The sequence below is a fragment of the Paenibacillus endoradicis genome, from assembly GCF_024721975.1.
This window is the reverse complement of record NZ_JANQBB010000006.1, coordinates 168,453-187,986: the sequence shown is the minus strand read 5'-3', so window position 1 is coordinate 187,986 and position 19,534 is coordinate 168,453. Positions and strand designations below refer to the sequence as shown.

General features: G+C 37.1%; 21 protein-coding genes. 14 read left to right on the top strand and 7 right to left on the bottom strand.

Translation table 11 applies throughout. The features are described 5' to 3' along the window. Window positions 1-17 precede the first annotated feature (17 nt). Together NV377_RS19365 and NV377_RS19360 are read left to right on the top strand one after the other, a co-directional pair. On the top strand, window positions 18-1,040 hold the full coding sequence (locus tag NV377_RS19365) for a Gfo/Idh/MocA family protein (protein WP_258202451.1): 1,023 nt from the start codon (window positions 18-20) through the stop codon (window positions 1,038-1,040). Window positions 1,041-1,319: 279 nt separating this feature from the next. Continuing rightward, complete coding sequence (locus tag NV377_RS19360; RefSeq protein ID WP_258202450.1) at window positions 1,320-2,201, top strand: CAP domain-containing protein; 882 nt, start codon at window positions 1,320-1,322, stop codon at window positions 2,199-2,201. Between the two features lie 135 nt (window positions 2,202-2,336). Here the strand turns inward: NV377_RS19360 and NV377_RS19355 are convergent, their stop codons facing one another. Next, window positions 2,337-3,608: a methyl-accepting chemotaxis protein gene (locus NV377_RS19355; protein ID WP_258202449.1), complete on the bottom strand. Its 1,272-nt coding sequence runs from the start codon at window positions 3,606-3,608 to the stop codon at window positions 2,337-2,339. Between the two features lie 254 nt (window positions 3,609-3,862). On the opposite strand from NV377_RS19355, the gene NV377_RS19350 reads away from it, so the two are divergent. Beyond that, window positions 3,863-4,264, top strand: a complete 402-nt coding sequence (locus NV377_RS19350; RefSeq protein ID WP_258202448.1) for an O-methyltransferase — start codon at window positions 3,863-3,865, stop codon at window positions 4,262-4,264. Here NV377_RS19350 and NV377_RS19345 read toward each other — a convergent pair. Beyond that, the gene (locus NV377_RS19345) at window positions 4,252-4,443 is read right to left on the bottom strand and encodes a DUF5325 family protein (RefSeq protein WP_258202447.1); all 192 of its coding nucleotides are present in this window, start codon (window positions 4,441-4,443) and stop codon (window positions 4,252-4,254) included. The two genes, NV377_RS19350 and NV377_RS19345, sit on opposite strands and share 13 nt — an antisense overlap. Window positions 4,444-4,565: 122 nt before the next feature. Here NV377_RS19345 and NV377_RS19340 point away from each other — a divergent pair, with 122 nt between their 5' ends. Beyond that, on the top strand, window positions 4,566-4,778 hold the full coding sequence (locus tag NV377_RS19340) for an alpha/beta-type small acid-soluble spore protein (protein WP_258202446.1): 213 nt from the start codon (window positions 4,566-4,568) through the stop codon (window positions 4,776-4,778). 107 nt (window positions 4,779-4,885) lie between these two features. On the opposite strand, the gene NV377_RS19335 is transcribed toward NV377_RS19340, so the two are convergent. The 3 genes from NV377_RS19335 to NV377_RS19325 form a co-directional block, all read right to left on the bottom strand. Continuing rightward, window positions 4,886-5,881 (bottom strand): metal-dependent hydrolase, encoded by a 996-nt coding sequence (locus NV377_RS19335; RefSeq protein ID WP_258202445.1) that lies wholly within the window; start codon window positions 5,879-5,881, stop codon window positions 4,886-4,888. A 360-nt stretch (window positions 5,882-6,241) separates the two neighbouring features. Next, window positions 6,242-6,664, bottom strand: coding sequence for a spore coat protein GerQ (gerQ, locus tag NV377_RS19330; protein ID WP_258202444.1), 423 nt, complete (start codon window positions 6,662-6,664; stop codon window positions 6,242-6,244). 26 nt (window positions 6,665-6,690) lie between these two features. Beyond that, window positions 6,691-7,113 carry a cell wall hydrolase gene (locus NV377_RS19325; protein WP_258202443.1) on the bottom strand — a complete coding sequence of 141 codons (423 nt, stop codon included), beginning with the start codon at window positions 7,111-7,113 and terminating at the stop codon, window positions 6,691-6,693. Window positions 7,114-7,317: 204 nt separating this feature from the next. Here NV377_RS19325 and cyoE point away from each other — a divergent pair, with 204 nt between their 5' ends. Beyond that, window positions 7,318-8,196, top strand: a complete 879-nt coding sequence (cyoE, locus tag NV377_RS19320) for a heme o synthase (RefSeq protein WP_258202442.1) — start codon at window positions 7,318-7,320, stop codon at window positions 8,194-8,196. A gap of 22 nt (window positions 8,197-8,218) precedes the next feature. Then, a complete protein-coding gene (locus NV377_RS19315) occupies window positions 8,219-8,848 on the top strand; it encodes an SCO family protein (protein WP_258202441.1) in 630 nt (209 codons plus the stop codon). Here NV377_RS19315 and NV377_RS19310 read toward each other — a convergent pair. Together NV377_RS19310 and NV377_RS19305 are read right to left on the bottom strand one after the other, a co-directional pair. Then, a complete protein-coding gene (locus tag NV377_RS19310; RefSeq protein WP_258202440.1) occupies window positions 8,845-9,213 on the bottom strand; it encodes a toprim domain-containing protein in 369 nt (122 codons plus the stop codon). The genes NV377_RS19315 and NV377_RS19310 overlap by 4 nt on opposite strands. 385 nt (window positions 9,214-9,598) lie before the next feature. Then, window positions 9,599-10,777, bottom strand: coding sequence for an MFS transporter (locus NV377_RS19305; RefSeq protein ID WP_258202439.1), 1,179 nt, complete (start codon window positions 10,775-10,777; stop codon window positions 9,599-9,601). A gap of 364 nt (window positions 10,778-11,141) precedes the next feature. On the opposite strand from NV377_RS19305, the gene NV377_RS19300 reads away from it, so the two are divergent. The 8 genes from NV377_RS19300 (at window position 11,142) to NV377_RS19265 (ending at window position 19,480) form a co-directional block, all read left to right on the top strand. Next, window positions 11,142-11,642 carry a hypothetical protein gene (locus NV377_RS19300; protein WP_258202438.1) on the top strand — a complete coding sequence of 167 codons (501 nt, stop codon included), beginning with the start codon at window positions 11,142-11,144 and terminating at the stop codon, window positions 11,640-11,642. Window positions 11,643-11,679: 37 nt separating this feature from the next. Then, window positions 11,680-13,785, top strand: a complete 2,106-nt coding sequence (locus NV377_RS19295; RefSeq protein ID WP_258202437.1) for a peptidoglycan D,D-transpeptidase FtsI family protein — start codon at window positions 11,680-11,682, stop codon at window positions 13,783-13,785. 432 nt (window positions 13,786-14,217) lie between these two features. Beyond that, window positions 14,218-14,970, top strand: a complete 753-nt coding sequence (locus NV377_RS19290; protein ID WP_258202436.1) for a Cof-type HAD-IIB family hydrolase — start codon at window positions 14,218-14,220, stop codon at window positions 14,968-14,970. A gap of 40 nt (window positions 14,971-15,010) precedes the next feature. After that, window positions 15,011-15,490 (top strand): DUF456 domain-containing protein, encoded by a 480-nt coding sequence (locus tag NV377_RS19285; protein ID WP_258202435.1) that lies wholly within the window; start codon window positions 15,011-15,013, stop codon window positions 15,488-15,490. Window positions 15,491-15,587: 97 nt separating this feature from the next. Then, window positions 15,588-16,301, top strand: coding sequence for a ThuA domain-containing protein (locus NV377_RS19280; protein ID WP_258202434.1), 714 nt, complete (start codon window positions 15,588-15,590; stop codon window positions 16,299-16,301). 34 nt (window positions 16,302-16,335) lie between these two features. Next, on the top strand, window positions 16,336-17,994 hold the full coding sequence (locus NV377_RS19275) for a putative polysaccharide biosynthesis protein (RefSeq protein WP_258202433.1): 1,659 nt from the start codon (window positions 16,336-16,338) through the stop codon (window positions 17,992-17,994). Between the two features lie 132 nt (window positions 17,995-18,126). Next, the gene (locus tag NV377_RS19270) at window positions 18,127-18,465 is read left to right on the top strand and encodes a thioredoxin family protein (protein WP_258202432.1); all 339 of its coding nucleotides are present in this window, start codon (window positions 18,127-18,129) and stop codon (window positions 18,463-18,465) included. A gap of 91 nt (window positions 18,466-18,556) precedes the next feature. Further along, window positions 18,557-19,480, top strand: coding sequence for a COX15/CtaA family protein (locus NV377_RS19265; RefSeq protein WP_308860181.1), 924 nt, complete (start codon window positions 18,557-18,559; stop codon window positions 19,478-19,480). Window positions 19,481-19,534 lie beyond the last annotated feature (54 nt).

Below are 19,534 nucleotides of genomic sequence, written 5' to 3'. Positions count from 1 at the left end.
AAAGGAGAATATAATTCATGTCTAAAGTTAGAGTAGCAGTTATTGGTTGTGGTTCCATCTCGAAATATCGTCACATCCCTGAATATGCAGGTAATGCTGATGTTGAGCTAGTTGCATTTGTAGATCCAATTATTGAGCGTGCAGAGCTTTACGCTAATGAGCATGGTGCACAGGCATTCACAGACTATAAAGAAATGCTTGCAGCAGTTAAACCTGACGCAGTAAGCGTTTGTACCCCTAACTTCTTGCATGCTGAAATGACTATTGAGGCTGCAAAAGCTGGAGCTCATGTTCTTGTAGAAAAGCCAATGGCTGTTACTGATGCAGAAGCAGTAGCTATGATCGAAGTAACTACAGCGAATAAGGTGAAGCTTATGGTTGGACATAACCAACGTTTTGTGCCAGCACATGAAAAAGCAAAAGAGGTTTTGAAATCAGGTATTCTTGGAAAAGTTCTTACTTTCCGTACTTCTTTCGGACACCCTGGTCCTGATGCATGGAGCATTGATGGAGCTGATAGCTGGTTCTTCCGTAAAGAAGAAGCAATTATGGGCGCAATGGGAGATTTAGGTGTTCACAAATCAGATTTGATCCGTTGGATGCTTGATGATGAAGTATCTGAAATTGCAGCTTTCGTAGGTACTCTTGATAAAAAAGATACAGAGAGTGATGATAACTCTTCTTGTATCCTTCGCATGAAATCAGGTGCAATTGGTACTCTAGTTGCAAGCTGGACATATTACAAAGGTGAAGATAATAGCACGATATTATGGTGTGAAAATGGTGTAATGCGTGTTTGTGCGGATCCAGTAGATGATGTTATTGTCGAGCTACGCGATGGAACTGTAACGAAATACCAAACAGGTGAAATGTCTACGAATGAAAAACAAGTAACTAGTGGCGTAATTGAGAAGTTCATCGAATCTATTGTTAACGATACAGTACCAGCTGTAACAGGTGAAGAAGGTAGAGCATCTCTAAAAGTTATTCTTGATGCTTTTGAGTCTCAAGAGACTGGTCGTATCATTAAAGTGAACTAATATATTTTATCGAAAAGAGCATTTCGGGAAACTCCGAAATGCTCTTTTTTTTGTTTTATTTTACATTAGTTAGTTACAATTACCAAAGTGAATGGATTTTAATAATGTAGTAATAACCTATATGTAATCGCTTACATAAAAAGTTTGGTAATTTTTGCGTCATGCAACCTAAAAAAAGCTTTGATACGATAAAGTGGAAATTGACATGTTGGTACGCACAAATTTTGGATGATGCTTCTGGATTCTAGAAGTCAATAAAAGTTATAGGAGGATTTAATTATGGCAAATCAAAAATGGAAATTGGGTGTCGCAACATTTGTGGCAACCGCACTTATTAGTGCATCAACTTTAACGGGTGCTAGTGTAGATGCAGCTTCTAATATTACTAAGATTGACATGAATAAGCAATCTTATACATCGAATTGGCAATCTAATCTTATGAATAGTCTACTTAGTAAGCTATCTGATTCAAGTCAAACAACGATTACAGTTGGTGATTGGAAACTTAATCTTCAATCTGGGTTCTGCATATATGTACCTAATCTTAAACCTGAAGTTACACCTGTTCCAACAGCGACAGTGGCACCAACTGCAACAGTAACGCCTACAGCAACTGTAAAACCAACAGCGACAGTAACACCTACAGTAACACCTACAGCAACAGTTAAACCAACAGCGACAGTAACGCCAACGGCAACAGTTAAGCCAACAGCAACTGTGAAACCAACGGCGACACCAACACCGACGGTAAAACCAACTGCAACTCCAGCTCCTGATGCAGGGAATTCTAATGCTTCTGCAACTCAGAAGGAAATTTTGAGTTTGGTTAATGCACAACGTTCTTCAGCTGGCTTATCAGCATTAACATTGGACACTAGTCTTAATACTGTAGCAATGGAAAAAGCAAGAGATATGGATGTTAATAATTACTTTAGCCATACATCACCGACTTATGGGTCTCCATTCGATATGTTGAAAACATACGGTGTTTCGTATTCATATGCAGGTGAAAATATTGCTACTGGTCAAACATCGGCGGCTCAAGTAATGAACGATTGGATGAACAGTTCAGGACATAGAGCAAATATTTTAAGTGCTAACTTTACAAAAATTGGTGTAGGATATGTGAACGGTAAATGGGTTCAAATCTTCATCGGTTAATAAATAATAACATATTTGTACCAATATGGTGAAAAAAGCCTTCCTTGAATCTCAAGGAAGGCTTTTCATTATGAATAGGCTTTGATCACGAAGATGGGCATCGAAGGTAACTTGACATCGAATATGAACGCCTAATTATTTCAATTTGAATATTTGGATCGTACGTTGAAGCTGATTTGCCATGTTAAGCATTTGTTCTGTTTCCGAAACAACGACTTGTACAGATGGAATTTGTTCGTTCATCGAAGCTGAAACTTCCTCAGTACCTGCAGCTGACTCTTCTGTAATTGCAGAAATACTTTGAATAGCTGAAGAAATTTTTTGTGCACTTTCAAGCATATTATCGCTTTCTTTAGAGAATTTGAATATTTGTTCACTAATGAATTGAATACTTTCAACAATCTGATTGAAGATTTCTTCGGTCTGACGAATATGTGCTGCTTGTAAACTAACGACTTCTTCATTCACTTTCATATTGTGCATCGTATCTTGAATACCCTTATCAATGCTTTTTACTAAATTGAATACTTCTTTCGTCGACGCTGTTGATTCTTCAGCTAATTTTCTAACTTCTTGGGCAACAACGGCAAATCCACGTCCATGTTCACCTGCACGTGCTGCCTCTATAGAGGCATTCAAGGAGAGTAGATTCGTTTGTTCTGCAATCTCTGAAATGGCTTTTGTCATTGCAGAAATTCCTTTAGCTTTTTCAGCCAATTCTTTAATCGTTACAGCAACTTGTTCTGTAGCTTCGATATTACGATTCATTCCGACGCTTTGATTTTCAAGAGCGATACGACCTTTATGTACAAGTTGAATAGTTTCTTCAGAGCGAGTATTCATTTCTTTTGTAGAATTAGCATAATTCGTAACACGTACTTCAATCTCGTTAATGGACTCCGTCATATCTGATACGTCTTCAGATATAGCATTAGCACCAGTCGCAAGCTCTGTTGCAGATACTGCTACCTGCTCCATTGTAGATTGAATACTGTTATTTTTTTCAAAGATACTACGACTTGTATCTGCAACATGTCTTGTAATATTCATCGATTCAGACAATATATCTCTTAGTTTGATAACCATACTGTTGAATGTATGTCCTAATTCACCAGCATTAGTTGCAGTTACATCAATAGTTTGAGAAAAATCACCTTTTGAAATTCGATTCGCAGCACTTTGAATCTCATCAAATGAAGCTGTAATCGCACTCTCAACAAAAGCAATAATAGGATAAGCTAGTCCATATGATATTACGGCAACGATTAATAATGCAGTGAAATTTTGGTCCATAATAATTGTGGTGATTAGCGCTAGCAGAGTTAAAATGGAAAGGTTAGAATATGTAACGAAAACAAGCTTGCTTCTAACGGATAACGAATTGAACCAATTAGTAAATTTCTCCATATTGTAAGCGCTCCTTTTTCAATAATATCCATATTATAGCATCACTTTCCTAATAGGTCTATGACATTAATAGTCAATATTTCTTAGATAACTGTGCAAAAAATAGTGCAATAGTTGCGCAAATCTTATCATTGAATAGAGAAATACCACGAAATGTTTCGGAAAATACAATGCTATCTTTCGGTGCAAGAAGACAAAATTCGAGTTATATTAGAACTGAGTTTACACAAAAAATATTTGAAGGGAGCAATAATATGAGTGAAATTTCATTGGCAAGACAAGTTGATTTTGTATTCCGTCAGCTAGAGCATGAATTAACGGGAGCTCTTGCAGGTACGGTCTTAATTATTGTGAGAAATGATACAATCGGAAAGTTTGGTATTAAGCATCATCCAATTCACATTCAAGAAGATGAAGTTCAAGCTGAAGGCGCGGGATTAACGAAGGAGCAAGTAGATCGTTTTCGAGTTTTGGCAGTCGATGCGTTGAAGATGAAGCGCAATTGGACTCACGGAGAAATTCTATACGATTTTTCAGTAAGATCTAATCGTAAAGGATGGTCTGCTAGTGTTCTATATGAATCCAATTACAATATGTCAACGTGGAACTATGTACCCTATTCTAAGCGCAACGGATTAGTTGATTATTCCTCTTGAGAGGATCGAGCGTTCCTATTCCGCAGTTTAACCTTCACCATAAACCCCGTTCCAATTGATACAAGCGATAAAACGCCCCAAAAAATTACCCACTTGAGACTATGAGCCATTGCAATAGACATTCCAGCTAAGCAGAAGATTCCTAGACAAGAGAACAGTAAAGACAGTGATTTAGACAAGTTCATTCTCCTTTGAAAAAAAAGTTTTAGAAAATCTGTATAGTAATCTTTTTCGTGCACATAATATGTTTGCAAGCTTGCAATATGAATTTTACCTATGAGGACGAAGGGAGATTTACATCATGGCAAATAAAAGCAATCAATTAATCGTTCCACAAGCAACTCAAGCATTAAACCAAATGAAAATGGAAGCAGCACAGGAGCTAGGTGTTCAACTTTCACCAGAAGGATATAACGGAAACCTAACTACTCGTGAAGCTGGTTCAATTGGTGGTTACATCACTCGTAAGCTAGTACAAATTGCTGAACAGCACTTGTCTGGCGGACAACGTTAAACTCGTTATTTCATTCGATATAATCAAGAAAGAAGCTCAAGGGGAACCTTGAGCTTCTTTTATTATATGGTTTTTGTTAAAGTAGTACAAACAATTCATTCCTGAAATTATTGAGAAGAAAGTTTAGCTTCGTTATACAATCTTTTGTAAAGTTTCTGATCATTCAACCAACCAACATAAGATGCTAATGGTTGTTCATCGTGATCATAGAAAACAATCGCGACAAATGGATATTGTCTTCTATGTCGATAACGAGCATCACACCAACGAACCTCAGTTCCCCAAGGATGTTCAGTAATATGAGCAACAGTATGTTTAGTAAAGCTTAGAAGAGCAGCTACTGTAGGGTGCTGACGTGATTTATCAATAAGAGGATGATGGTCAGAAGAGATCTGCTCAACCCAACGAATGTTACCTCTATTTAATGTGCCTAACTTATAACTGCCATCCCGCATTTTAATCATAAGATGCCATATCCGAAATCTTACTGTAGGAATAATGGTCAGTATTTCATTTTTATGAATGGGAATATGTTCATTTAAATATCTCTTTAGATAGTAATGATAACCTACCCTTACTACATAATAGATAGCGATAACGATATACAGAACAGGGAATATTAACGAAGGATCAAGAAGTCGAGATATCCAAAGAATACCCGCTATGACATGAGTAATAAAAATAAAAGGATCAAATATATGGATAATATTCCAAGATATCCATACTCTAGAAAAAGGTCGAAGAGCCTGTGTACCGTATGTATTGAACAGATCCATTCCTACATGTAAGCCAACTGCGAGCAAAGTCCAACTTAGTAAATGTCCATATCCTTCATTAAGATCAAAGAACATATAAAATGAGGCGGAAATGAGGATTGTCCATAATAGTACCGCAGGGATAGAGTGCGATATTCCTCGGTGTTGTCTAATATAGATCTCATTACTTCGTAATCGGGTTATCGTATCAAAATCTGGTGCCTGTGAACCGATAATTGTTGCTAATATAACTGCGGTCTGCATAGCGGGTTGACTAATGACAACTGGATCAAGTTGAGATAATCCAGCAAGACCTACTCCTACAACGAAATGTGATGCAGTATCCAAAATAAAACCTCCTAAAACTTTTCATATCGTCTAGCCATACTTCTCGTGGTGAAAAGTTACATCGGAAGCATAAGCAAAAACTTTTCATATCGTCTAGCCATACTTCTCGTGGTAAAAAGTTACATCGGAAGCATAAGCAAAAACTTTTCATATCGTCTAGCCATACTTCTCGTGGTGAAAACTTACATCGGAAGTATAAGTTGCAAATAAGTATTTGAGTCTACATCCATTATGCACGAAATATTGGGAAATATTACTTACATAATAAATAGATAATGAAAACAAATGATTTATGTAACAAGAATGCAATGAATGAACAATAAGAAATATTGTTCATTCATTGCATTTTACAAGCTGTAACTACTCCATCGGAGAACCAGGAGTTACGACTTGACCATGGAACGGATACTCGTATGCAATTGGCTCATCGAAAGTAACATAATCAAGATTAATCATAAGAAGCAAGTAACGCTCACCGTTTTGAGGATTACTCACAACAATATGATCACGTCCAGCTGCTTCAATAATTCCTTGGAATATTTTAGCATTCCATTGTGAGTTATTTTCATAAGTCATATAGAATGTACCCACTTTTCCACGATTAAGACGCAAAATATTTTCCACATATGATTCTTCATAAGTAGGTGTAGCTGTAACGATGTTACCGCCCGTAGGAGTTACCACTGCTCCGCTTGGTACCATTGGAGGCATAGTTTCTACATCACGGTAGAATGTAGGATAAGAATAAGGATAATAATAAGGAGAAGCATTAAAGTAATTCATGAACAACTTCCTTTCGTGTTGACAAATTAATAAACGGTTCTACAATCATCAAAAGTTGGTTTGAAGAAGCAATGGGCTTTGTAACGGCCACTGTTTTGCTGGTTATACCACGTACTAGGACAATCGCCGGCAGGACGGAAAAACCACAGTGCATTTGAAGCAGGATGTGTTCTTTCTCCTCGAATAGCACGTTCGGCAAGGCGAATATCTTTTTCTCTAGCATTTTGGTAGAAATAACCTTTTTGGGTTGCTTCAAACCCACCAGGATTTTGATACACCATATCAGGGATAGAGCGGATGTTTCTAAAGTCTAGACAATCGCCAAGCACTCGGTTAACACCAACGTTACCAACCATTAGCATACCTAGTTCGCCTTCACCTTCAGCTTCTGCTCGCATTAGTCGAGCAAGCATCTTTGTTTGCTCAGAATTAGTTTTAATAACTGCCATACTGTCCATGCAACTCCTTTCACTTTAACTAGGCAAAAATCCATATGACATTGTATGGAGTACCCTGCCTAAATGTGACAGTATAACTGTCACATTTGAATGACGAATTGATGAACAACACAAGTGAACATTGTCACACTGTCATTTTTTCGGTATGATTAGAAGCGATTCAACATAGAAGGACAAACGTGAAAAGCGTTTTACGTGAAGCGGGAGGATCAACAAGTGTTTAAAGATTTGATAGGACTTACTAAGCCTGGTTTGCTGCGTCTTAATGTATTTGCTTCCATAGGAGGCTTCTGGGTAGCATCCAAGTGGTCATTTGATTTCTGGCTATTATTATGGATGATAATTGGTTGTACATTAACGATGGCTTCTGGAACAGTTATTAATAATTTTTATGATCGTGAGCTTGACCTGAAAATGGAACGAACTCGAAATCGTACGCTTCCAGCGGGCAGAATGAAGCCAATGTCAGTATTGATTTACGGTATTGTCCTTGGTGTAGTTGGAGTTACTGTTTTGTTCACATTAGTTAATGTGTTATGTGGTATTTTAGGACTTATTGGTTGGTTTGCTTATATTGTTGTTTATACGATGTGGTTGAAACGAACATCAACATGGAGTACCTCTGTTGGTGGTATATCAGGAGCGATGCCTCCGGTAATTGGTTATTGCGCGGTTACGGAAACATTTGATATGGGAGCTATTCTACTATTCGCGTTCTTATTCTTATGGCAGCCTGCACATTTCTGGTCACTAGCTATTCGTCGTGTTGAGGAGTATCGAGCAGCGGGATTTCCATTACTGCCCGTTGTAAAAGGAATTAAGCGTACGAAAATTCAAATGATTCCATACTTAGTGTTAATGCTAGTTACAGTTATATTGTTCTACGTTTACGATCTAACTGGTATGTTCTTTTTGATTCTTTCTACGATTTTAACTGTCTTTTGGCTTGTACACACCATTATGGGCTTATATGCCAAAGATACAGAAAAGTGGGCGAAATTCAATTTTTTAATTTCAGTAAATTATTTAATGATTGTGTTTATTGTAATGATCATCGATACGTCGAGAATGTAACTTGCGAAAGGGGAAAGCAGTGTTGGCATTTTTGAAGAAATACGCATTTCAGATAGCAATTTCTTGTTTAGTCGTATTAATGGGGTTCTATTTACTTTACACCTACATCTTAAAGCCAGAAGCAGTTCCTAGTGTTAAGGACCCAGCACCAAATTTTACACTGAATGATTTGGACAATAATCCAGTTACACTTGATTCAACGGACGGTAAAGTTCGATTAGTGTATTTCTATTTTGCAAGTTGTCCTGATGTATGTCCACCGACAACGTTCTTAATTAGCCAAGTTCAGGAAATACTTAAGGAAAAAGGTGATCTCGGAACAGAGGTTGAAATAATCTCAATTACGTTTGACCCGGTAACGGATACACCTGAAGTAATTACAAACTTTGCTAATAAAGTTGGTGTAGACTTTGACCATTGGACATTTTTAAGGGGCGAAACTTCCGAGGAAATGATTCAATTGGCGAGAGAGTTCAGTGTCGCGGTTATGTATGATGAAGAAGCGAAAACATTCTATCATAACAACCCACTAATCCTTGTCGATCAAGATGGTAACATTCGTGAATGGATTAATGCTTCACCGAATCTTGAAGCTGGTGATAAAGAATTAACTGCAGAAGATGTATATAAATCGTTGAAAAAACTATATTAGAATTCATCTTTTAACCATTCTGTGGCAGGGTTAGCAATATCTTTTAGATATTCCGCTAATCCTGCTTTTTCTATTTGCAAAATTAAATATTCATTTGGGGTGCCTTCTACTCCATGATAACCACGTCTTGTATACATATGAGTGGCATCAGGAAATAGATCGCTAAGTAAGGCGCGAATTTTTCTTCCAGAAGAATCATTATCAGTAAACAAAAAGACCTCATCATGACGCAGATCTAGCCCCAAACGTTGTAATTGATTCGAGCCAGGGGTTCCATACGTACAATAAATTCGTATTTGATCATTAAGTAGTTTTTGCAATTTACTGCGATCATTTTTGCCTTCAACAATAATTGAAATACCCATACATATCCTCCTAAAACTTTTCGGAAAAATCTTGAAACTCATCATAGCAATGAAAAGTAGCATCGCAAGCGTAAGCTAAAACTTTTCAAAAGACTCTTGAAACTCATCCTGTCTATGAAAATCACATCTAAAGCTCAAGACGAAATTTCTATTAGTGTAACATGTTCACCTTAAATAAACATAAAATAGGACTTCTCCTATGTTTAGAGGAGCAGTCCTATTTATTTTCTCCCAAGAAGTAGCGGAGATGATTTATCACTAGTGGAAAAGTTATAGCGGTCGTTTTTGTCTTCGGATTTATACCTCTATGTTACAATCATAAATCCGAGGACAACGGCGATTGGAACAGAAATGAATCATTGCAGCGCCATTCACCCACCCGGATCTACGAAATATTAGATGATAAAGAGGGCTTAGCCTTTGGTGGAATAGCGTTGAAAGCAAGTGCAATGAATAGCACAACGAAGGCTATAAAGTATGGTGAAATGAGATCTCGAACTTGTCCAGCGAGAAAAGGTCCTAGAAATGATCCGATAGATGTGGCAATGGATAACATCGAGAATGTCCTGCCATATTTGCTCCCGTCACTAAGTTGAATTAGCCAATGGGAAAGAGCAGGGAAAACAACGCCTTTACTCATACCTATTAGTAATAAAAGTAACATGAAAGGAACAGGTAAATCAGCTGCGAGAACGAAATATAATAAAGAGAGTGCTAACGTTCCTAGTATCGTTCTCACCGCAGGGTTATATTTATTTACGAATAACATACATAATGTAATGAGTGAACCTATACTTAAAACGGTAAAAAGTAGTCCAGTAGTCATAATAGAGCCCGTATTCCCAGCCATTAGTGGAAGTTCAAATGTTAGTATTCCTAGTGAGCAACTTAATCCAATTGGGATGAGGAAAATGTTCCAACGCATTTTTTTAACTGAAGTATCACTACCAGGCAATATTTTCATACCTACAGGGGCATGATGGGTAGGAATGGGGGTAGTCATATCAGCTTTAGCAAATTTCTTTTCTTTAATGAAAAAGAAAGCTAATATAGCAGTAACTATAAGGAGCCATCCAAGTACTAGAAATGTTTTGGTGAACCCCAGTTTTGCTACTAGAATAGCACCAGCGGCAGGTGATAGAACGGATGCTAACGTATGAACAAGCCCATTACCCGCCATTAATTTTCCTTGTTGACTTATATCTGAGCTAAGTCTCGCTAATAATGATAGACAAGCAGGTGATAGAAACGCTAATACAAAGCCTGCAATAGAACGTAAAATAAGTAGTTGCCATGGATCAGTAACGACAGATTGTACGAGTAATATCCCACCTGCTAGTAGTAAGCTACCTACGATGAATAATCGGCTTCCTAATTTATCAACATATACACTTGCTATTAAATTACCTGGTAGATGAGTAATAGAATAGATCCCCATTATTAGTCCTATAAATGATGGTGCAGCACCAAGAGAGATAGCAAATGGCGTCAATATCGGATATTGTGCATGCAAGTCAAAAAAAGCAACAAATAAAAATAAGTAGAGCCATATGGCGGTTTTCACTATGCAGCCTCCTACAAATAGTATTACCACTAGATGTTTTATTCGAAAAACGAGACTTCGTATCGGAAGAAATATCTTAAAGTGTGGTTATAACTACTTGTACGCTAGAACAGGACAACTTATGTCTATATTTATTGGGTTAAGTTTACTCTAGTAGTTATAGTAGGATATAATATTCTAAGTGAGGCTCCATCATCTAAATCTTCGAAAGTCCACTTTTTGAATATGTTGCTTAAGAGGTAGTTTTGAACATACATTATAGGAAAAATACAGCATAAGCTTTCGATAGAACATTTCAACTATTTAGTAGTGTCTTAAGTATGTCAATGAACAAATGGAACAATAAAATTTAGGGGGAAAAGGGATGAGTTTTTTGGATTTCTCAAATTATGATACGGATACGTGGTTAGCGTTTTTACAAGAAAAGTGGTATGTCATTTTAATTGCTTTAATCGTCATCATGTTAATTATTCGCGTGATGAAAACGATGGTGAAATGGGCTATAATTCTAGTAGTGGCTGTAGGGGTAATTGTATACAGCGGTTATACTCTTGATGATGTAAAAAACTTAAGCACGAGCTTAGTGAGTAGTGGTATCGAGGAATTGAAAGAAATTGGTTCAAAGGTAGCTGATAGTGCGAAGGAAGATGCTATCAATGCTATGGTCGGAGAAGTAACTAGTGCTACATATACATCTAATGCTGATGGAACATTTACAGTGAAAACTACGTCTATAACTTTGACGGGTCAACCTGGTAGTGATGAAGTATCGATATCTGTTAAAGGTGCTCCAGCTTTCAAAGTGAAAAGTAGTGCAATCGTAAAAGATTTTATTAAGCAAGCTGAGGCAAATAGTACGAAATAAATAGTATATGGTATGTGTAGAAGAAAGGGTGTTGTAAGTGCAAGATGATCCAAAACAACAAGAAATACTGCGGAGAAAACAGTTTTCATTCAGGCTTAATGTGTTTTTCTTTATTGTATTTGTTGTATTTAGCGTACTTATTGTGCGATTAGCTGTATTACAATTCGTAGAAGGACCTACTTTTACTAGTGCAGTTAATAAAAAGTGGGAACGTAAAATTCCAATAGCTCCAATCCGAGGCAATATTTATGACGCTAATGGTTATCCGATAGCCTACTCTACTTCTACACAATCACTCTATTACAACATTCAGTCATCCGTTAGAGGCGGTAAATCTAGTAATGAACAAGCAGAAGAAATGGCAGAAAAGCTAGCAGAAGTGTTCGAAGAATTTGGTAGCTCCGAAAAAATGATGACGAAGGAAGATATTATTCGTCAAATGGATCTTGTATTTAGTCGCAATATTATGTCTACACCTCGTAGAATTAAAACAGATTTAACGAATGAAGAGTTAGCTTACATTATGGAGAATCAATCTGAGTTTGTCGGTGTTTCTCTTCTTGAAGAAAGTGTGCGCAATTATGATGAGAGTACGATAGCAGTGCAACTTGTCGGTTATTTGAAAAAATATAGTGGTGTTAGAACGGATTATGAATTCTATAAGGAAAAGCTAGCCATAACAGATCCTTTCTATAAATATCTTGAAGAAGAAGAAGTTGGACTTGATGGCATTGAATATATGTATCAGGATGTTCTTCGCGGAACGAATGGTGTAAAAACTTATCCAGTTAATAATCAAGGAACAATAACAGGTGATATAACTATAACGAACCCTGAGAAGGGTGCGGATCTTTATCTTACTATTGATAAAGAAGTTCAGCTTCATACGGAGCAATCGATAATGAATCATCTAGAGAAGATTCGTACTTCACCCTACTCCTATGAAAAGGCACCTTATGCAGTAACAGGCTTTGCCGTAGCGATGGAAGTAGAGACTGGAAAAGTTATATCAATGGCAAGTATGCCGGATTATGATCCTAATGTTATTTGGTCAGGTGGAAGAATAACTCCAGAAAATTTGAAAAACTATGGTTACGTACTGAATAACGGAACGATCCGAACAGTATATGGTCCATATACAGATGAAGAGCGGAGTAAACATCCTTCTTCCATTGTACCACTTGGATCTACAATTAAACCGCTATCTGTATTAATTGGTTTGAATGAAGGATTGTTTACAACTAATCAGAAATACAATGATACTGGTAGATTTTCTTATGGTCGTAAAGGTTATGAAACATATATTAGTAACTCAGGTAAACATGCTTATGGACTTACTGATGGTGCAAGAGCTATTGAAAAATCTTCTAACACATTTATGGCAGACTGGATTGGCAATAGACTATATATGCGTGGTTCAGTTAATGGTGTATCGAGTCTAGATATATGGGATTCTTACATGAAACAGTTTGGACTTGGAGTGACAACGGGTAGTGGACTGTTTAATGAAAGTGCTGGAGTTATCGATTATTATAGTGAAGCAGAGCGCGGTAGTACGCAATCAGCGTTAGTGCAAGCTTCGTTTGGTCAACAAGGTCGTTACACTACTTTACAGTTGGCTCAGTATGCAGCTACACTAGCTAATCGAGGCGTACGCTTGAAGCCGCAATTCGTGAACGAAATTCGATCAGCAGACGGTGAACTACTACAAAGTTATAAGCCGGAAATATTGAATGAAGTTGATATGCCAGATGCTTATTGGCAACTAATCGAGAAAGGCATGGGGGCTGTTGGTGTTCAAGGGTTTACAGGATTCCAACATTCATTTAATAGGAAAACGGGTACGTCTGAGCAAGATGTAGCGGGTAAACGTGTAGAAAACGCGGTATTTATCGCATATGCTCCTGCTGAAAATCCTAAGCTAGCCGTAGCTGTTGTTGTTCCAGAAGGTGGTTTTGGTAGTTGGGGTGCTGCCCCAATTGCTCGTCAAATCTTTGATGCGTATGATGCAGTTTATGGTCTTGAAGATAAGCCTAATGATGTGTTATATGAAGAATTGTTCGGAAAGCCTAGAGAAAGTACGGAATCTGTAGATGGTAATACTACCGATGAAGATACACCAACTAATAATACAGCTGAGTAAGCAATATATATTTTAATAATTGAGAAGGTGTAAGTGTAGACTAGTTATATGACGATGTCTTCATTTGCACCTTTTTTATGCTTATCTAATAATTTCTCTCGCACAAAAATGTTTCCTTTAACCAACTTTATAAAAGCTGCATACAATAGAGTATTAAAGGAAAGGGAGGGGTATTGATGAAGAGTATACCTCGTAATTCAGCTGTCCGCAGATTTGAGTTAATGATGAAGTTAGTCGGCTGCATATTTCTATTTAGCTTTGGTGGTCATTTATAATGGATAACGTAATTGTAGTCTAGCTTCTTCTCAAACTTGAGAAGGAGCTTTTTTTGTCTCAAGTATGGTAATATTAAGTTGCGATATAATACGATATAAGTAGTATTTATTAACATGACTTACTTCAAATAGATATAAAGTTCTAGGAGGACTGAAAATGAGCCAATATAAGCTAATTGCTTTAGATATGGATGGCACAGTACTGAATGATCATAGTGTAATTAGTGAAGAAAATGTTCATTGGATGAATAAAGCACGAGAAGCAGGAGTTACGGTTATGTTCTCTACTGGTCGAGGCTTCAAAAAAGCGATTGATTATGCTGAACAGCTGCATTTAGATTCACCTCTCATTACGGTAAACGGAAGTGAAATATGGGAGAAACCTTATCAGTTGTTAGAGCGTACATTATTAGACCATCGGTGGATTGTTAAACTATACGACATTACTCAACGGTACTCTGAAGCATGGTTTTGGGCATATACTACAGATGAAATATATAACAAAGAAAACTGGCATCATATTGTTGATCAATATGATCAACATGAATGGTTGAAATTTGGATATTACGTTGAAGATATTGCGATGATTACTGCCATACGACATGAAGTAGAACAATGGGGTGAGCTTGAGTTATCGAATTCATCACCATATAACATTGAGATTAATCCATTCGATACTTCCAAAGCCACAGCTCTTGTGAAACTTTGCGATCATATGGGAATTACGATGGAACAGGTAATTGCAGTGGGTGATAGTTTGAATGATATTAAAGCTATTCAACAATGTGGTTTGGGTGTTGCTATGGGAAATGCACAAGAGGAAGTAAAGCAAGCTGCAGATTATATTACAGCTTCTAATAATGACCATGGTGTAGCAGAAGTTATTAGAAAATTTATTTTCAATATATAGTTGCATTCAACAAACATGATGTTGTAAAGTGAGGTGGAATATGGAAATTTTAGGTATAGTATTGGTTATTCTGCTCTTTATCGTTGGTATGATAGGCACAGTATATCCTGTACTACCAGGTGTATTTGCAATCTATGCTGCATTTTTTGTGCATGGTTTTTTAATTAGTTTTGAGAAGTTTGGATTTTGGTTCTGGTGTATTCAATCGATAATTCTGCTAGCATTACTTATAGCTGATTATGCTGTCGGTGCGATGGGTGTGAAAAAGTTTGGAGGATCCAAAGCTTCTATAATCGGATCGACGATAGGTATTATTATTGGTCCGTTTGTATTTCCAGCTTTCGGATTAATTGTAGGTCCATTTGTAGGTGCTGTATTAGGCGAATTAATAATTGGAACGAAATTTAAGCAGTCATTACTTATTGGTTGGGGCTCATTAGTGGGGTTATTTAGTAGCATCGTAGTGAAAATCATACTTCAACTCATTATGATTATCCTATATATTATTTGGGTGTGGTAAAAGTAGATCTTTGTACCATTACCTCATACTTCCAAAGTGATTTTTCCTGCTTTGAGAAGTTATTCTAGTAAATATGAAAATTTCAGGAGGCTGTCTAATGATTAATGTTACAATTTGGAATGAGTTTTTACATGAAAAGCTGCATGAGGAAGTTACTAGAGTATACCCTGAAGGGATACATATAGCACTGCAAAAGGGATTAGCATCGGATAAGTTGAATATTCGTACAGCGACGCTAGAAGAAGCTGAGCATGGTTTAACTGAAGAAGTATTACAGCAAACAGATGTTTTAGTATGGTGGGGACATATGGGGCATGATCAAGTAGCAGATCATATCGTTGATCGAGTTCATGCACGTGTCATGGAAGGTATGGGACTTATCGTACTTCATTCTGCTCACTTCTCTAAAATTTTCAAAAAGTTAATGGGGACAGGTTGTGACCTGAAATGGCGTGAAGCGAACGAGAAGGAACGTATTTGGGTAGTTAATCCAGGACATCCAATTGCATCAGGTATACCAGAGTATATCAACCTAGAACATGAGGAAATGTATGGTGAGCATTTCGATATTCCTGCTCCTGATGAATTAATCTTCCTAAGTTGGTTCCAAGGTGGCGAAGTATTCCGTAGTGGTTGTACGTTCTACCGTGGACAAGGTAAGATTTTCTACTTCAGACCTGGTCATGAAACATTCCCAACTTACTATAATGAACATATTCTAAAAGTTATCGACAACGGTATTCATTGGGCTAAGCCAACGATAACAGCTACACCAGTAAGAGGAAATCACGCACCATTAGAGATTCTATAGTACACAAATTAGATGGAATGGACTTAGATATATTATGTTGAAAAAAGATTCACTTCTTAAAGGAACACTTATACTTGCATTAGCAGCACTCGTTGCTCGTGTGTTAGGCATGTTCCAACGAATTCCACTAGAGTATATGTTGAATGAGGATGGACAATACGCATTTATAGCGGCCAATCAAATCTATTTATTACTACTTGTTATTGCTACTGCTGGGTTTCCGAGTGCAATCAGCAAGATGGTCTCACAAAGAATGGCTGAGGGTAAACATCAAGAAGCAAAGCGTATTTATAAAGCGGCGCTCGTATTCGGTGCAGTTACAGGTGTGTTATTAGCTGTATTTATGTACATATTAGCACCCATGTATGCCTCACTTGCAAAGAAGGATTCGATTGTTCTTGCTGTACGAGCAATAGCTCCTGCTTTGATTTTATTCCCAGTGATCGCTATGATGCGAGGTTATTTCCAAGGTCGTCAGATGATGGCGGCAGGTGGTATATCGCAAATTATTGAGCAGTTTGCACGCGTTATATTAGGTCTATTACTTGGCTATATTTTCTTAAGCCTTGGATATAGTGATGATTGGGCTGCTGCTGCGATTACGTTCGGTAGCGTATTTGGGAGTATTGGTGCCTTCGCTGTCATGTTACATTATGCTCGTAAACTTAAGATTCAAGATAAGAAGTACGAGGGGAATATCAATGCTGAAGCTAGAGCGGCATTTATGCCCAATCAACCATTTACAATCGAAAATGGTCCTAAGCTGAAATTTAGATCAATTTATGGCGAAATACTTAAAATGTCTATACCGGCACTTGTAACTTCAATGACGATAAATTTAGTATATTTCTTTGATACTACATTCTTCGTTCGAATAACAGAAAAGGTCTACACCATTGTTCAAGCAACGGAAGTGTATGCCGATCTTGGTACAAAAGCTCAATCGTTAGCAGGGATTCCGCCGATTTTGGCTATTGCACTAGGATCTTCGATAATTCCGATTATATCTGCTGCTTTTGCACGTAAAGACCAGCAAGAGGTAAATAAACAAACATCTGCGGTATTAAAAATTGTATGCATAACAGGTGTTCCAATTGCTTTGTTTCTAACAGTTGCAGCATATTCGGTTACAGGGTTATTATTCTCTAGTCCTCGTGGCAGTGAAGTTGTAGCTATGCTATGTGCAGGTACAATATTACAAATTACAATGATGACAACAAACTCAATTTTGTACGGAATGGGTAAGCAACGTCAGACTATGGTCAATACACTAATTGGATTGGCTGCCAAAGTTATAATTAGTACCATATGTGGCATGTATTTTGGAGTTGCTGGTTTTATTATAGGTTCAACAGCATGCTTCTTAGCGGTAACTTTACTTAATTTATACTTAATCCGAAAAGATGTTCAATTACAAGTACTAGGTAAGCGTTGGATACCTTACTTGATTGCAGTTGTTATTTCTGCCGGAGCTGCTTGGCTAGCTCAGTATGGAGTTTTGGAATTAACGACTAATATTGCTGATAAATTATCTTATTTACTTGCTGTAATAATTTCTGGTGTAATATTATGTGCTTTATATGGTGTATTATTACTTAAATTAAAAGTTGTTACGACGGCAGATGTCGAATCATTGCCTGGGAAATTACGTGGACCAATGAAGAAGGTTATGCGTGTTCTTAGAGCAGGATAAGTTGTAGTTCAATCATAATACGTTAATAAATTGAGAATAGTATTAATGTTGTCTTAGTGCTTATTAAGAGAAATTGTTTATTAGTCCTGATAAGTAAAGATGATATTCAACAGTGAAGGAGGAGCAATCATAATGAATAAAATTTCAACCGACGCACAATACCGTGAGCAAATCGCTCAAGAGCAATTAACGATTATCGTGTTCAAAACCACTTGGTGTGGAGATTGTCATTATATTAATCCATTTATGCCTGAGTTAGAGGAACAATATCAAGGTAAAGTTGATTTTCTTGAAATTGATCGTGATGAATTACCTGATCTTTGCTCTGAATTAAACATTCTTGGAATTCCAAGCTTTATTGCATTCAAAAATGGTCAAGAACTTGTTCGTTTTGTCAACAAATTACGTAAAACACGTGAGGAAATTGAACAGTTTGTGAACCGTGCGCTTGCTGTAGCTGAAGCGATCTAGTTATGGCGTAAGTTTCACATTTTGAACATGGCTTTTACCTAATTGTATAGCTATAATTAATGAAACATAATATTTGGAATTAGGTGAATACATGATGGTTTCAAAAGGATTTAGATTTTTTGCAATAGCATCTTGCATAGGTATGCTACTTGTACTACTAGCTGGTGCATTAGTAACTAATACAGATTCTGGTCGTGGCTGTGGCGATGATTGGCCACTGTGTAATGGTAAATTAATACCTTCTTATACAGTTGAAACGGCAATTGAATTTTCCCACAGAATAATAAGTGGATTGGAAGGCATATTAGTAGCTGGTGTATTTATATCCATTTATCGTAAGTACAAGGCAAAAGGTAATGCTTATAAAGAGCCAATGCAATATGCTTGGTATGCACTATTATTTACTATTATTCAAGCATTGATGGGTGCAGCCGCAGTGAAATGGTATCAATCTGATGCTGTAATGGCGATACATTTTGGTATATCATTAATTGCTTTCGCTGCAACGTTATTACTCGTTATATGGTGTTACCGTGAAAAGAAAGGCATTGTAGAAAAACACAGGTATCCTCGATCGCTCATGCCTTGGGCTTTAGCTATTTCAATCTATACCTATGTTGTTGTATATCTAGGTGCTTTCATTCGTCATACTGAGTCATCCGGGGGCTGCCTTGGTTGGCCACTGTGTAATGGTGAAGTAATACCTGAATTAAGTGGTGCAACTGGTATTGCATTTATTCACAGAGTAGCTGCCGCTATTTTAGGGATTGTATTAATTGCATTATATTTCTATATGAAGCGCAATACGGGCAACAGCTCGTTGACGAAATCTTCAGGTGCAATTGTCGTTCTAGTCATTGCTCAGATCTTCAGTGGTGCTTGGTTAGTAAACACTATTGGTAATGATAACTGGTTTTTATTTACAAGTTTACTCCATAATTTAATAATAGTTGCGCTGTTCGGCTTAATGGTGGATTTTGTTATTCGCTCATGGATATATCGCAAGGAAGAATGATGAGTAGCTGCTATTGCCATAAAGGAATAGCAGCTTTTTTATAGGATGTTTACT

Bases quoted from the DNA above. Each gene is read 5' to 3' on its own strand.
- NV377_RS19365 (WP_258202451.1), top strand. From the start codon at position 18: ATGTCTAAAGTTAGAGTAGCAGTTATTGGTTGTGGTTCCATCTCGAAA.
- NV377_RS19360 (WP_258202450.1), top strand. From the start codon at position 1,320: ATGGCAAATCAAAAATGGAAATTGGGTGTCGCAACATTTGTGGCAACC.
- NV377_RS19355 (WP_258202449.1), bottom strand. From the start codon at position 3,608: ATGGAGAAATTTACTAATTGGTTCAATTCGTTATCCGTTAGAAGCAAG.
- NV377_RS19350 (WP_258202448.1), top strand. From the start codon at position 3,863: ATGAGTGAAATTTCATTGGCAAGACAAGTTGATTTTGTATTCCGTCAG.
- NV377_RS19340 (WP_258202446.1), top strand. From the start codon at position 4,566: ATGGCAAATAAAAGCAATCAATTAATCGTTCCACAAGCAACTCAAGCA.
- gerQ (WP_258202444.1), bottom strand. From the start codon at position 6,664: ATGAATTACTTTAATGCTTCTCCTTATTATTATCCTTATTCTTATCCT.
- NV377_RS19325 (WP_258202443.1), bottom strand. From the start codon at position 7,113: ATGGCAGTTATTAAAACTAATTCTGAGCAAACAAAGATGCTTGCTCGA.
- NV377_RS19310 (WP_258202440.1), bottom strand. From the start codon at position 9,213: ATGGGTATTTCAATTATTGTTGAAGGCAAAAATGATCGCAGTAAATTG.
- NV377_RS19300 (WP_258202438.1), top strand. From the start codon at position 11,142: ATGAGTTTTTTGGATTTCTCAAATTATGATACGGATACGTGGTTAGCG.
- NV377_RS19290 (WP_258202436.1), top strand. From the start codon at position 14,218: ATGAGCCAATATAAGCTAATTGCTTTAGATATGGATGGCACAGTACTG.
- NV377_RS19285 (WP_258202435.1), top strand. From the start codon at position 15,011: ATGGAAATTTTAGGTATAGTATTGGTTATTCTGCTCTTTATCGTTGGT.
- NV377_RS19280 (WP_258202434.1), top strand. From the start codon at position 15,588: ATGATTAATGTTACAATTTGGAATGAGTTTTTACATGAAAAGCTGCAT.
- NV377_RS19275 (WP_258202433.1), top strand. From the start codon at position 16,336: ATGTTGAAAAAAGATTCACTTCTTAAAGGAACACTTATACTTGCATTA.
- NV377_RS19270 (WP_258202432.1), top strand. From the start codon at position 18,127: ATGAATAAAATTTCAACCGACGCACAATACCGTGAGCAAATCGCTCAA.
- NV377_RS19265 (WP_308860181.1), top strand. From the start codon at position 18,557: ATGATGGTTTCAAAAGGATTTAGATTTTTTGCAATAGCATCTTGCATA.